Annotated in this window: 12 protein-coding genes; 7 read left to right on the top strand and 5 right to left on the bottom strand. The window is 32.7% G+C overall.

Annotated features, from left to right (window positions below; translation table 11 throughout):
- Nucleotides 1-118 precede the first annotated feature (118 nt).
- The 4 genes from udk to scpA all read left to right on the top strand — a co-directional run bounded on the left by udk (nt 119) and on the right by scpA (nt 4957).
- Nucleotides 119-727 carry a uridine kinase gene (gene udk / locus P0R33_RS17235; protein ID WP_250837162.1) on the top strand — a complete coding sequence of 203 codons (609 nt, stop codon included), beginning with the start codon at nt 119-121 and terminating at the stop codon, nt 725-727.
- 158 nt (nt 728-885) lie between these two features.
- A complete protein-coding gene (locus tag P0R33_RS17230; protein WP_263522028.1) occupies nt 886-1218 on the top strand; it encodes a septum formation initiator family protein in 333 nt (110 codons plus the stop codon).
- Nucleotides 1219-1232: 14 nt separating this feature from the next.
- Nucleotides 1233-2597, top strand: coding sequence for a methylmalonyl-CoA mutase subunit beta (locus tag P0R33_RS17225; RefSeq protein WP_276172408.1), 1365 nt, complete (start codon nt 1233-1235; stop codon nt 2595-2597).
- A 221-nt stretch (nt 2598-2818) separates the two neighbouring features.
- The gene (gene scpA / locus P0R33_RS17220; protein ID WP_276172407.1) at nt 2819-4957 is read left to right on the top strand and encodes a methylmalonyl-CoA mutase; all 2139 of its coding nucleotides are present in this window, start codon (nt 2819-2821) and stop codon (nt 4955-4957) included.
- A gap of 114 nt (nt 4958-5071) precedes the next feature.
- On the opposite strand, the gene P0R33_RS17215 is transcribed toward scpA, so the two are convergent.
- The 4 genes from P0R33_RS17215 to dapF form a co-directional block, all read right to left on the bottom strand.
- Nucleotides 5072-5710 (bottom strand): peptidoglycan-binding protein LysM, encoded by a 639-nt coding sequence (locus P0R33_RS17215; RefSeq protein WP_276172406.1) that lies wholly within the window; start codon nt 5708-5710, stop codon nt 5072-5074.
- Between the two features lie 480 nt (nt 5711-6190).
- Nucleotides 6191-7231: an endolytic transglycosylase MltG gene (mltG, locus tag P0R33_RS17210; protein WP_276172405.1), complete on the bottom strand. Its 1041-nt coding sequence runs from the start codon at nt 7229-7231 to the stop codon at nt 6191-6193.
- Nucleotides 7232-7241: 10 nt separating this feature from the next.
- A complete protein-coding gene (locus P0R33_RS17205; protein WP_276172404.1) occupies nt 7242-7775 on the bottom strand; it encodes a GNAT family protein in 534 nt (177 codons plus the stop codon).
- Nucleotides 7776-7811: 36 nt separating this feature from the next.
- Complete coding sequence (gene dapF / locus P0R33_RS17200) at nt 7812-8594, bottom strand: diaminopimelate epimerase (protein ID WP_276172403.1); 783 nt, start codon at nt 8592-8594, stop codon at nt 7812-7814.
- 158 nt (nt 8595-8752) lie between these two features.
- Here dapF and P0R33_RS17195 point away from each other — a divergent pair, with 158 nt between their 5' ends.
- A complete protein-coding gene (locus tag P0R33_RS17195) occupies nt 8753-10153 on the top strand; it encodes a Do family serine endopeptidase (protein WP_276172402.1) in 1401 nt (466 codons plus the stop codon).
- A 201-nt stretch (nt 10154-10354) separates the two neighbouring features.
- Entirely contained in the window at nt 10355-11803 is a 1449-nt protein-coding gene (locus tag P0R33_RS17190) for a glyceraldehyde-3-phosphate dehydrogenase (RefSeq protein ID WP_276172401.1), read from the top strand.
- Between the two features lie 63 nt (nt 11804-11866).
- Here the strand turns inward: P0R33_RS17190 and P0R33_RS17185 are convergent, their stop codons facing one another.
- Entirely contained in the window at nt 11867-12325 is a 459-nt protein-coding gene (locus P0R33_RS17185) for an Lrp/AsnC family transcriptional regulator (RefSeq protein WP_053474073.1), read from the bottom strand.
- A 203-nt stretch (nt 12326-12528) separates the two neighbouring features.
- Between P0R33_RS17185 and ald the strand changes: the two genes are divergently transcribed.
- Nucleotides 12529-13647: an alanine dehydrogenase gene (gene ald / locus P0R33_RS17180; protein ID WP_276172400.1), complete on the top strand. Its 1119-nt coding sequence runs from the start codon at nt 12529-12531 to the stop codon at nt 13645-13647.
- Nucleotides 13648-13665 lie beyond the last annotated feature (18 nt).

Raw genomic sequence — 13665 nt, 5'->3', positions numbered from 1 at the left:
GCTTAAATATTTTCTAGCTTAAATTTACTTACATTACTTATATGGTTAAATTATTTTAAATGTTTAGCAATTCAGTTAAATTATTATTTTTGCCAAACAAATATCAAACAAAAATTTTATGCTCATTATAGGAATTGCAGGAGGAACAGGAAGCGGAAAAACCACGGTAGTACACCAAATCATGAACGAATTACCACATACAGAAGTTGGGGTAATTTCTCAAGATTCTTATTATAAACAAACCGATAATTTATCTTTTGACGAAAGAGCATTAATCAATTTTGATCACCCTAGAGCGATTGATTTTGAGTTATTGGTAAAACATTTAAAAGCGCTAAAAGCTGGAGAAACAATCGATCAGCCAGTTTATTCTTTTATTCAGCATAACAGAACAGATGATACTGTTTCAACACATCCGAGAAAAGTAATGATTGTGGAAGGAATTTTAATTTTGACTAATCCAGAATTACGCGATATGTTCGACATTAAAGTTTTTGTTCACGCAGATTCTGACGAAAGATTAATTCGTCGTTTAAAAAGAGATATTTCAGAACGCGGACGTGATATTGATGAAGTTTTAAACCGTTACCAAACGACTTTAAAGCCTATGCATGAGCAATTTATAGAACCATCTAAAGCTTTTGCAGATATTATTATCCCCAATGACAAATACAATACGGTAGCAATTGATGTGGTTCGTGCTGTAATTAATCAGCGTATTTCATAATTTTTATCGTAAATTTAAACCATAATAATTAGGAGCTATTTCCCGCTCTCGCCTTTATCTTTTTGTGGTCTCGTTAAAGAAACGAGACCACAAAAAGGATACCGGCTCCATCGGGGCTAGAAAAGACCAATCATATTCAAAAAAATATTCGTTTAAAAATGAAATTTAAAAATCCATACAAAGACAAAAAATGGTTTAAATACCTGGGAAACAAATACGTTTGGGTTTTGCTGTTTTTTATTGTTTGGATGTTATTTTTAGACAATTACTCCTATTTTGATCATCGTTTTTTAGATGAACAAATACATGAACTTGAGGATAATAAAAAATATTATCAAGAAGAAATAAAAAAAGATCAAGAGCAGATCAAACAGCTCAAAAATCCAGAACAAATTGAGAAATACGCTCGAGAAAAGTATTTCATGAAGAAAGACAGCGAAGATATTTACATTATACAATTTGAAGGAGACACCATTCAAGAAAAAGAATAATCAAACAAAATAAAATGGCCACTAACCTATTCGACGATTTTAATCCGATTTCATCCAAACAATGGAAACAAAAAATTCAGTTTGAATTAGATGGAGCCGATTACAATCAGACTGTTATTTGGAATTCTCCCGAAGATATTCAGGTAAAACCTTTTTATCATATTGATGAATTTACAAAAGCAGCAAATGTAAATACGCAAGCCTCAGATTTTAAAATCTGCCAAAATATCTTTGTTTTCGATGTAGAAAAATCTATCGAACGTGCTTTGAACACTTTAGAAAGAGGTGCAGAAAGTTTACGTTTTACGATTCAGAATGACAAAACTGATGTTCAAAAATTACTAGAGAACCTTCCTTTAGAAAACAAAATCGTTTACTTTAATTTCAATTTCATCTCAATCGATTTCGTTAAAAAATTGGACGCTATTTCTATACAGAAAAAAGCGCAATTTTATTGTAATTTCGATCCGATTGGCCAATTAGCAAAAGATGGAAATTGGTTTACAACTTCAGAGAAAAACAACTTTGAGACTATCGATTTACTTTTTAAAAATACGACCAATTTAAATCTTCTGAGTGTAGATTTAGGTTTATATCAGAATTCTGGCGCAAATATTATCCAACAAATTGCTTATAGTTTAGCGCATGCAAACGAATATTTGAATCGTTTTTCTGCCGAAACAAAATCAATTGCTTTTCAGATTTCAGTTGGAACCAATTATTTCTTCGAAATTGCTAAACTTCGCGCACTTCGAATGCTTTTCGATTTAATTGCTAAAGAATATAATCCAGAAATAAAATGCCATTTCTTGGTAACGCCAACAAAACGAAATAAAACTATTTACGATTACAATGTCAATATGCTACGCACGACAACCGAATGTATGTCGGCAATTTTGGGCGGCGCAGATGCCATTGCCAATTTACCTTATGATGCATTGTATCACAAAGACAACGAATTTGGAGATCGAATTGCGCGAAATCAACTTTTGATTTTAAAACACGAAAGTTATTTTGACAAAGTAGACAATCCAGCCGACGGAAGTTATTACATCGAAAGTTTAACAATGCAGCTTGCAGAAAAAAGTTTGACTTTATTTAAAGATATTGAAGCAAACGGAGGTTTTTTGAAACTTCTAAACGATGGCACAATTAAAAAGAAGATTCAAGAAAGCGCCAATAAAGAGCAAGAATTATTTGATTCGAAGAAAGAAATTCTTTTAGGAACCAATAAATATCCAAACAAAGAAGACAGAATGAAACATGATTTAGAATTGTTTCCTTTTGTCAAAATCAAACCAAGAAAAACATTAATTACGCCCATAATCGAAAAAAGATTAGCTGAGAAGATGGAGCAAGAAAGATTGGAGCAAGAATAAATGGGATTTTATTTCATTATTTTTTGGATACTTGCACTGGTTATGGCAGTTACATGCATAATTTTTCTAACGATCGGAGTTACATATAAAAACTATAAAAAGATTTTGATAGCGATTTCAGCCATGCTTTTAGCTATATTGTTTTATTATTTACCTTTCTATTTTATAATGAACGATATGATTAATTCACTTAAAAATCTTCATTAGTCATTTGATTTAAAATGAGAAAAGACCTTAAACATATAAAGTTAGAAGTTAAAAGTGAGACGTTAAGCGATTTGACTCCTAACTCAGAACCTATAACTCAAAACTTCACAACAGCCGAAGGAATCGAAATCAAAAAAAGATATTCTGAGAAAGATATAGAAGATTTAGAATTTCTTGATTTCGGAGCTGGTTTTGCACCAAATTTACGCGGACCGTACGCTACAATGTACGTAAGACGTCCATGGACGATTCGTCAATATGCGGGATTTTCTACAGCAGAAGAAAGTAATGCTTTTTATAGAAAAAATTTAGCTGCGGGACAAAAAGGACTTTCAATTGCTTTTGATCTTCCAACTCACCGCGGTTACGATTCGGATCATGAAAGAGTTGTTGGCGATGTCGGAAAAGCAGGTGTTGCAATAGATTCTGTAGAAGACATGAAAGTGCTTTTCGATCAGATTCCGTTAGATGAAATGTCAGTTTCCATGACCATGAACGGAGCTGTTTTACCGATTATGGCTTTTTACATAGTTGCTGCAGAAGAACAAGGCGTTAGTCCAGAAAAATTAGCAGGAACAATTCAGAACGATATTTTAAAGGAGTTTATGGTTAGAAATACGTACATCTATCCGCCAACTCCTTCGATGAAAATAATTGCTGATATTTTTGAGTTTACGAGCAAGAAAATGCCAAAATTCAATTCTATTTCTATTTCTGGTTATCACATGCAAGAAGCTGGAGCAACAGCCGACATTGAATTGGCATATACTTTAGCAGACGGTTTGGAATACATCAGAACCGGACTATCTACAGGAATGACAATTGATGAATTTGCTCCTCGTCTATCTTTCTTCTGGGCAATTGGGATGAATCATTTTATGGAAATTGCTAAAATGAGAGCCGGTCGGATGATTTGGGCAAAATTATTACAGCAATTCAATCCCAAAAGTGATAAATCTCTGGCTTTAAGAACGCATTGTCAAACGAGCGGATGGAGCTTAACAGAACAAGATCCGTTTAATAATGTTGCCAGAACTTGTATTGAAGCTGCTGCAGCTGTTTTTGGCGGAACACAATCGCTTCATACAAATGCTTTAGACGAAGCAATTGCGCTTCCGACAGATTTCTCAGCAAGAATTGCACGTAATACTCAAATATTTCTTCAAGAAGAGACTAAAATCACTAAAACTGTTGATCCTTGGGCTGGAAGTTATTATGTTGAAAGTCTAACAAATGAAATTGTTGAGAAAACTTGGAAATTAATCGAAGAAGTTGAAGAATTAGGCGGAATGACAAAAGCGATTGAAGCTGGAATTCCGAAACTCAGAATTGAAGAAGCAGCGGCGAGAAAACAAGCAAGAATTGACAGCGGGCAAGATATTATTGTTGGTGTAAATCAATTTCGTTTAGAAAAAGAAGATCCTTTAGATATTCTAGATGTTGACAATCAATTGGTTCGTAAACAGCAGGTCGAGCGTTTGGAGGAAATAAAACAAACTAGAGATGCTGAAAAAGTAAATAGTTCACTAGAAAAATTAATCCTTTGTGCAAAAACGGGACAAGGCAATTTATTAGAAATTGCGATTGAAGCGGCTAGAAACAGAGCAACACTTGGCGAAATCAGTGATGCCTTAGAAACCGTTTTTGGTCGTTTTAAAGCACAAATCAAATCTTTTAGCGGAGTGTATAGTGCAGCAATTAAAAATGACGAAAATTTTGAGCGTGCCAAACAGTTAGCTGATACTTTTGCTCAGCAAGAAGGAAGACGCCCTAGAATTATGATTGCCAAAATGGGGCAAGACGGTCACGATCGAGGCGCAAAAGTTGTAGCAACCGGTTATGCAGATGTTGGTTTTGATGTTGATATAGGCCCGTTATTTCAAACTCCTGCAGAAGCGGCTAAACAAGCTGTAGAGAATGATGTACATATTTTAGGTGTTTCATCACTTGCAGCGGGACATAAAACATTGGTTCCGCAAGTTATAGAAGAATTAAAAAAACATGGACGCGATGATATTATGGTAATTGTTGGCGGTGTAATTCCGTCTCAGGACTATCAATTTTTGTTTGATGCTGGTGCTGCGGCTGTTTTTGGACCAGGAACTAAAATCAGTGAAGCAGCTATAAAAATTTTAGAAGCTTTGATAGATTAAGTTTACAGTTACAGTTTTCAGTTATTAGATTCTTGGGATAGCGTTTTAGTAAATGAAGAACATAAAAAATAGAAAAAGAGGTTGTTTCACAATTGTGAAACAACCTCTTTTAATTTAGTCGTTTACTGTTGCGTTATCATCTGCTTCAATAAAAGAGAGATCATAACCTCCAAAATCTTTCATATAGCTTTTTAAAGAAGTTCCGAAAGCATCTCTAAAATGCCTACTTCCATTGTTTTTAAAAAAGTTCTTTACAGAACCTGCACCACCTAAATGCGCAGCTGCTAAAATTCCAGATTCGGTAATTTCAATACCATTGATAATTTTACCGTTGTACTTTTGAATTTCGTAACGTAAAATCCATTTGTTTTTGGCTAACAAAGCCATAAAAGCTTTTTCTTGTAGAGCAGGATCTTTTAAAAAGGCTTTATTATCATTAATTCCGATTGCTCTTAAAGCTTTAGAACCAAATTGATATTTACCCATGTAACCAAGAGAATTAACTAATCTGTATTTCCCTTGTGATTCTTTAAAAGCTACAGCTTCTTTAAATCCTATAAGATGATTTCCTGTGTATGGGACGTTGGAGGTTGGATAATCATCCTTTTCTTTCGATGGAAAAATGTATTCTGCTCCATCTGTTTTTTCAACTAAAAACCAAGGTTTGGTTTCTATTTTATTGGGAATAAATCCCAAACTTAAAAATGTAATAATAACGACTAAACTCGCATAAAAATACCATTTCTTTATCATAAATTGTTTTTCTTCAAAACGCTGTCACCCTCTTGAAATTTCTACGGTGCAAAGATAAGACATTTTCAAAATATGCTATTAATCAGCATTTTAACATTTTTACAGAAAATGTAAGAACTGCTTTCATCCCAGTTATACTAATGGATTCCGAAAGATTTTGGTAACGTTTTTTTAACCTTGAAATTGAAAATTTAAGGTCAAAAAAAAGTCAATTTTATATAAATTTTAGGCAAATTCATTAAAAATGAAAGAAATATATTACGATAAATTCATGGTTTTTATGCTAATTTTGAAAATCAGTTTTTGAATTTTATAAAATTTGCAACCTAAAAAAGTTTACATTTTTGATACTTTCTATTTAAAAATTGCTCAAAATAGCAATTCAATAAATTTAATCTCAAAAATATTTTTTGCGTAAATATTAAGCGTAAAAAAACCGAAATCAATTGATTTCGGTTTTTCATTATTTTGAAAACTAAATTATCTTGTCACTCCCTGACTTGCGATCCAGTCAGAATATTTTTTTGCATTTACATTATGTTCCCCCAAAGTTGCCGCAAATTCGTGATATCCAAAACGATCAACGCTTGCACAGAAATAGATATAATCGTTTTTCTCTGGATTTAAAACAGCCTCTAAAGCTGTAATATCAGGCATTGCAATTGGTCCAGGAGGAAGTCCTTTATTTACATAAGTATTATACGGAGATCTCATAACCAAATCATTATAAAAAACTCTTTTAATAACTTGGTCAAAATTGTTGTCTCTTAATTTTAAAGCATAAATAACTGTTGGATCTGCTTGTAAAGGCATTTCTAAACGCAAACGGTTTAAATAAACTCCTGCAATACGAGGTCTTTCGTCTTTTTTAACAGATTCTTTATGAACAATTGAAGCTAAAATTGTTGCTTGAACGGGAGTTAAACCTTGCTTTTTTGCTTTTTCGATTCTTTCAGCTGTCCAGAAATTATGATATTCTTTTATCATTTTATCTCTAAATTTTTCTGCCGATGTATTCCAGTAAATTTCATATGTATTTGGAATAAACATTGCAAAAACGTTTTCTTCATTAAATCCGTTTGCAGCTAAAAATGTAGAATCTTTTATAGCTTTCAATAATGATAAACTGTCAGCCTCGATTTCGGCGCCAATTCTTCCTGCAAAATTTTCTAAACGTTCTTGATTGTTAAAAACTAATTTAACTGGAATATTAGAACGCATGGCACGAACTAGATCAATATTATTCATATCTTTCTTTAAAAGAAAACGGCCCGATTTTACATTTTGCGGATAATCCCTTTTTTCTGCAACCATTTCAAAGTTGTCAAAATTCTTTACGTAAGGCGCTAAAATTTTCTTTACATCGGCATAACTTGCGTCTGTTGGCACGTAAACATATAATTCTTTTTCTTCAAATTTAGTATTAGAACTAAAAATTTTACTTACTAATATAAAACCATAAATCAATAAAACTGAAATTATGGCTACGGCACTTATGGTGATTATTTTTTTTAGACTCAAAGCTTAAAATTTAAATTTGTTTATTAATTAACTGATAAATTGCTTCATCTTGATAGTGGTTATGATACAAAATCCAGTCTTTTTTTATTCCGATTTTCTTAAAACCAAATTTAGTAAAAAGTGCGACACTGGCTACATTTTGGATACCAATATTTGCATACAATTGATGGAGATTTAAATTGTAAAAAGAATATTTTATTAGAAGCTCTAAAGCCTCAGAACCAATGTTTTTACCTTGATTTTCTTCTTTTTGAACAACAATTCCAATTCCTGCTCTATTATTTCTCGGATCAAAATCAAATAAATCTATCAATCCGATAGCAGGAAAATCTTCATCTTGACAAATGGCCAAACGAAGCTGTTTAGCCTCATAAATATCTTGATGGGCATTTTCTAAATATTGTTTGATCAAAAAACGGCTGTAAGGAGTCTGTGTATTGCTGACTTGCCAAATATTCTCATCATTTTCTATCGAATAAATAAACTCTAAATCTTGAGGTTCAAGCGCGCGCAAATAAATAGAATCGCCTTTTAATGTTATCATTTTACAATTTTAGATTTTTGATTGTAGATATTAGATTTAAATCTCAATTGTGCCTTTAAATACAAATTTGGCAGGACCAGTTAGAAAGACATTTGTATAACCATCATTATCTTTATCGAAAGAAACTACAAGTTTTCCGCCTTCAACATTTAAGTTTATCGAAGTTTTATCGGTTTCTCCAATCGCATTCATGGCAATTGCCACTGCCGTAGCGCCAGTTCCACAAGCAAGAGTTTCGTCTTCAACACCTCTTTCGTAGGTTCTTAAAGAAAAAGTATCATTATCTACTTTCTTTACGAAATTGATATTGCTTCCTTTTTCTCCATATAATTCTCCGTAACGAATAGCTGCGCCGTTTTCTTTTACATTATAATGTTCTAAATCTTCAACGATTTCAACATGATGCGGAGAACCTGTATTTAAAAAAGTATAAGAATCTTTTTTTTGTATTTCGTTAACGTCAATCATTTGCAACGAAACAATCGATTCATTATTTACAGAAGCATGATGCAAACCGTCAGTTGCGATAAAAGTCGTTTTGCCATCAATTACACCTAATTGATTGGCAAAAGCAACCAAACAACGACCACCGTTTCCGCACATTGAACTTTGGTTTCCATCTGAGTTATAGTATACCATTCTAAAGTCGGTTTCAGAATCATTTTCTAAAAGTATTAATCCGTCAGCTCCAATTCCGAAACGTCTGTCGCACAGGCGTTCAATAAGTTTTACATCCTCTTTTGGAAAGAAATTTGAGCGATTATCAATCATTACAAAATCATTTCCGGTACCTTGATATTTATAAAATTCTATTTGCATTTTTTAGTTGTTAGAAGTACAAAAGTACGAACTATTAATTAATGAAATGTTAATCATTGTTAAAGAGCGTTAAACCATTTTTACAAATAATTTTTTGAAGTAAATTTACGTTAAATAAACATGACATAAATTCTAATAACTTAATTACAAATTCTAATATGAAAAGATTTTCATCCTTATTTTTAGTTTCACTTTTAAGTGGTGCTATTACTCTTGGTGCTTACAAGTTATTATTTGAAAGCAACAATTCTATTTTTGGAAAAGGAAATTCTGTTGTAACGCTTGCCCCAAACTCATATGGAAAAAATGTTGGTTTAGGAGCCGAAACAGTAGATTTTACTGAAGCCGCTGATAAAACAATTCACACTGTAGTTCACGTAAAAAATGTTTCTCGAAGAACAGTAAGCAACCCAATGCTGGAATTTTTCTACGGTTATGGCGGGCAACAACAACAAGAACAAGTAGGAACTGGTTCTGGTGTAATTATTTCTGAAGACGGATATATTGTAACTAACAATCACGTAATTAAAGACGCGACAGAGATTGAGATTACATTAAACAATAAAAAATCATACAAAGCGAAGTTAATTGGTACAGATTCGAAAATGGATATTGCTCTTTTGAAAATCAATGCCGACGAAAAACTTCCTTATACTGCATTTGCAAATTCTGACAGCGTAAAAGTTGGAGAATGGGTTTTAGCAGTTGGAAATCCGTATAACTTAACTTCTACTGTAACTGCAGGAATTGTTTCTGCAAAAGCTAGAAATCTAGACCAGAGCGGGATTCAATCTTTCATCCAAACTGATGCTGCCGTAAATCCAGGTAATAGTGGTGGAGCGTTAGTAAATGCAAGAGGAGAATTAATAGGTATTAACACCATGATTTCTTCTATGACAGGTTCTTACGTAGGTTATTCTTTTGCAGTTCCTTCTAATATTGCGCGAAAAATCATCGAAGATATTATGGAATATGGAAATGTTCAAAGAGGTATTCTTGGTGTTGAAGGTGGAGAATTAAATGCAACAGCTTCTAAAGAATTGGGCGTTACGGAAACTCAAGGATTCTACATTAATAGAGTTTCTAAAAATTCTGGTGCAGAAAAAGCTGGTTTGGCAAAAGGAGATATTATTGTAAAATTGGATGATCAGAATATTTCGACTTATGCAGATTTATCAGGTTATATCAATACGAAACGTCCAAATGATGTTGTAAAAGTGACTTACATTAAAGACGGAAAAACTAAAACCGTTCCTGTAACTTTAAGTAAAAATGAATTTTACAGCGCCGAATTTAAAGGAATTGAATTAGAAAATATTGATGCCGCAGACAAAAAGAAATTCAGAATTGATTATGGCGTTAAAATCAAAAACATTACAAATGAGAATTTGATGCAGTATCAAAATGAATTACAAGGAAATATTATTCTAAGTATTGATAACGTTAAAGCAACAAACGTTGAAACGGTTTCTAAACTTTTAAGCAAAAAAGACGAAGGTCAAAGCGTTCGAATCGAAATGATCAACAGAAACGGAGAGATTTTCAGAATTATTATATAAGTCGCAGTTTTCAGTTCTTTTAAGACTGAATACTGAGACTGAGATTGAAAACTTTAAAAAAGAAGCCATCTTAAGAAATTAAGGTGGCTTTTTCATTTTAAAAAATAAATGCTAAAATAGTTTACGAAATCGATTGAAATAGATACTTTTGCGCCAAATTATAAAATAAGTGAGCGTTTTATTATTTCAATTTAATCAATTATGAATAACAAATCATTGTACCAAAAAGAGGTATCCTTACAAGTCGACCGAAGAAGAGCTGGTGTCGAATTAATTAAAATCATAAGCGATTTATGGTATGACAAATCGATCGAGATGGTTTTATTTAAAAATCAATTACTGGATAAAAATGTCAGTGATATTATTAATCTTCATCAATATGCTGGAGAATTCGTTGGAAAACCAATTACAATATTTGATTCGGTAGAAATCGCAAAAGTAGTTTTATCTTTAGATCTTCCACCTGCAAAAATCGATCTCGGAAAATTGACATACGAATATCGTTTAGAAGATGAAAAATACCCAGACGCCAGATATTTTGTTATTGAAAAACTTAAGAAAGCAAAATCATCAAAAGAAATTCAACCAAGAGATGTTGTTCTATATGGTTTTGGAAGAATCGGAAGATTATTGGCACGAGAGTTAATGTCTAAAACCGGAAAAGGAAGTCAATTGCGCTTGAGAGCGATTGTAACCCGAGATAAAAATGACGCTGTAACTTTAGAGAAACGTGCTTCTTTATTGCGCTATGATTCCATTCATGGAGATTTTCATGGTTCTGTAATTGCCGATTCTAAGAATAATGCATTGATTATTAACGGAACTACGGTTCATGTTATTACGGCAAATTCACCAGAAGAAATCGATTATACACAATTTGAAATCAACGACGCATTAGTTATTGATAATACAGGAGCATTTACGACCGAAGAAGCTTTAAAAAGACATCTAAAATCTAATGGAGCAAGCAAAGTTTTATTAACTGCCCCAGGGAAAGGAGTTCCAAATATAGTATATGGAGTAAATCAAAACGATTTTAATCCAGATGAAACTGATATTTTTTCTGCCGCATCGTGTACAACAAATGCTATTACGCCTGTTTTAAAAGTTGTAGAAGAAACTTTCGGAGTAACAAAAGGACATTTAGAAACCATTCATGCTTACACCAATGACCAAAATCTGGTTGATAACATGCACAAAAAGTACCGCCGTGGTAGAGCTGCAGCGTTAAATATGGTCATTACAGAAACTGGTGCGGGAAGCGCAGTTGCCAAAGCCTTACCATCATTAGAAGGAAAATTGACTTCAAATGCTATCAGAGTTCCTGTCCCAAATGGATCTTTAGTTGTTTTAAATTTAGAAGTTAAAAAAGCAACGTCAATTGCTGGAATAAATAAAGCGATGAAGAAATATGCTTTGGAAGGCGAATTAGTTGAACAAATAAAATATTCTCTAAATAATGAATTAGTTTCTTCTGATATTGTTGGAACATCTGCCCCTTCCATTTATGACAGTAATGCCACAATTGTTTCTAAAGACGGGAAAAATATTGTACTGTATATTTGGTATGATAACGAATACGGTTACAGTCATCAAGTAATTCGCTTAGCAAAATATATTGCCAAAGTAAGACGTTATACTTATTATTAATTCAACTAAACTAACTTTTTTTCTTTAAACCATCGAGATTTATCTTGATGGTTTTTTGTTTAATTAAATAGGTAAGACGGTAGTGCTTTTTACTTCAGAAATAACAAAAACAGTATTAATTAAAGAAACTTCAGGCAAAACAGACAATTTCTTTTGATGAAAATGATGATAACTTTCCATGTCTGGAATTATAATTTTAAGCATATAATCGAAATTTCCTGAAACGTAATTGCACTCTACAACTTCAGGCAAATTTAAAATCGACTGATTAAATCCTTCAGAAGTATCATAAGTCTGTTTTGTTAAGGTTACCTGACAATAAACCGTAAGATTATTTCCGAGTTTTTTCTTGTCTAAAATAGTAACATACTTTTCTATAATACCATCTTTTTCAAGACGTTTCACCCGATCGTGAACGGGAGTCAAAGACAAATTTATTTTGTTTGCAATGTCTTTTAAAGTGTAGTGCGCATCTTCCTGTAAAAGACGTAGGATTTTTTTGTCAATTTCATCTAAAGCCATAACGAAAACGTTTTATTAAAATCTAGAGAATTCAGTCTTTTTTTCTTTTTAAAGAATAAAAAAAGCTTTCAAAAAGAATATTTTTCTGTAAAAGTAAAAAATAAAATAATATTTTCTTATTTATTAGAGTTTAAACCATAATTTCTTCTCTATCTGTAGATTTGTAAAACAATTTCAACAAAAACAAAAAAATAACAACAATTATGATAATAGGTGTTCCAAAAGAAATAAAAAACAACGAAAATAGAGTTGCATTAACTCCTGCTGGGGTTTCAGAAATGAAAAAACATGGACATACAGTTTATGTTCAAGCTACTGCAGGTTTAGGAAGTGGTTTTGCTGATGCAGAATATGCTGAAGCTGGTGCGGTAATTTTACCAACTATTGAAGAAGTTTATGCTATTGCAGAAATGATTATTAAAGTTAAAGAACCAATTGCTTCTGAATATCCTTTAATTAAAAAAGATCAATTACTATTTACTTACTTCCACTTTGCTTCTTCAGAAGAGTTAACTCATGCAATGCTTGAAAAAGGAGCTGTATGTTTAGCTTATGAAACTGTAGAAAAAACCGATCGTAGTTTACCACTTTTGGTTCCAATGTCTGAAGTTGCAGGTCGTATGGCAATTCAACAAGGAGCAAAATATCTTGAAAAACCATTAAAAGGAAGAGGAATTCTTTTAGGAGGTGTTCCAGGTGTACCACCAGCAAAAGTATTAGTTTTAGGTGGTGGAATCGTAGGAACTCAAGCTGCTAAAATGGCTGCTGGTTTAGGTGCTCAAGTTACTATAATGGACTTAAGCTTACCACGTTTACGTCAGTTAGATGACATCATGCCAGCAAACGTAAACACAGAAATGTCTAACCACTACAATATCACAAGAGCAATTAAAGATGCTGACTTAATTGTTGGAGCAGTTTTAATTCCAGGAGCAAAAGCACCTCACTTAATTACGCGTGATATGCTTAAATTAATGCGTCCAGGTACTGTTGTTGTTGACGTAGCTGTAGATCAAGGTGGATGTATCGAAACTTGTACTCCTACAACTCACGAAAACCCAACTTTTATTATTGACGATATCGTTCACTACTGTGTAGCTAATATGCCAGGAGCTGTGCCTTACACTTCAACTTTGGCTTTAACAAATGCAACTTTACCATATGCTGTACAATTAGCGAACAAAGGATGGGAAAAAGCTTGTGCAGAAAATGAAGAATTGAAAAAAGGATTGAACGTAGCTAATGGAAAAATCCTTTACAAAGGAGTTGCAGAAGCTTGGAATTTACCTTTTAACGAAGAAATAGTATTAGCAAACGCATAGTGCTAATACAAAACAAGT

It is taken from the genome of Flavobacterium sp. YJ01 (assembly GCF_029320955.1).
Classification (GTDB): domain Bacteria; phylum Bacteroidota; class Bacteroidia; order Flavobacteriales; family Flavobacteriaceae; genus Flavobacterium.
The sequence above is the reverse complement of the archived record's forward strand: the minus strand, read 5'-3'. Positions and strand labels throughout refer to the sequence as shown.

Excerpts from the sequence above, each read along its gene's own strand:
- udk (WP_250837162.1), top strand. The coding sequence starts at position 119 with ATGCTCATTATAGGAATTGCAGGAGGAACAGGAAGCGGAAAAACCACG.
- P0R33_RS17230 (WP_263522028.1), top strand. The coding sequence starts at position 886 with ATGAAATTTAAAAATCCATACAAAGACAAAAAATGGTTTAAATACCTG.
- P0R33_RS17225 (WP_276172408.1), top strand. The coding sequence starts at position 1,233 with ATGGCCACTAACCTATTCGACGATTTTAATCCGATTTCATCCAAACAA.
- scpA (WP_276172407.1), top strand. The coding sequence starts at position 2,819 with ATGAGAAAAGACCTTAAACATATAAAGTTAGAAGTTAAAAGTGAGACG.
- P0R33_RS17215 (WP_276172406.1), bottom strand. The coding sequence starts at position 5,710 with ATGATAAAGAAATGGTATTTTTATGCGAGTTTAGTCGTTATTATTACA.
- P0R33_RS17205 (WP_276172404.1), bottom strand. The coding sequence starts at position 7,775 with ATGATAACATTAAAAGGCGATTCTATTTATTTGCGCGCGCTTGAACCT.
- dapF (WP_276172403.1), bottom strand. The coding sequence starts at position 8,594 with ATGCAAATAGAATTTTATAAATATCAAGGTACCGGAAATGATTTTGTA.
- P0R33_RS17195 (WP_276172402.1), top strand. The coding sequence starts at position 8,753 with ATGAAAAGATTTTCATCCTTATTTTTAGTTTCACTTTTAAGTGGTGCT.
- P0R33_RS17190 (WP_276172401.1), top strand. The coding sequence starts at position 10,355 with ATGAATAACAAATCATTGTACCAAAAAGAGGTATCCTTACAAGTCGAC.
- P0R33_RS17185 (WP_053474073.1), bottom strand. The coding sequence starts at position 12,325 with ATGGCTTTAGATGAAATTGACAAAAAAATCCTACGTCTTTTACAGGAA.
- ald (WP_276172400.1), top strand. The coding sequence starts at position 12,529 with ATGATAATAGGTGTTCCAAAAGAAATAAAAAACAACGAAAATAGAGTT.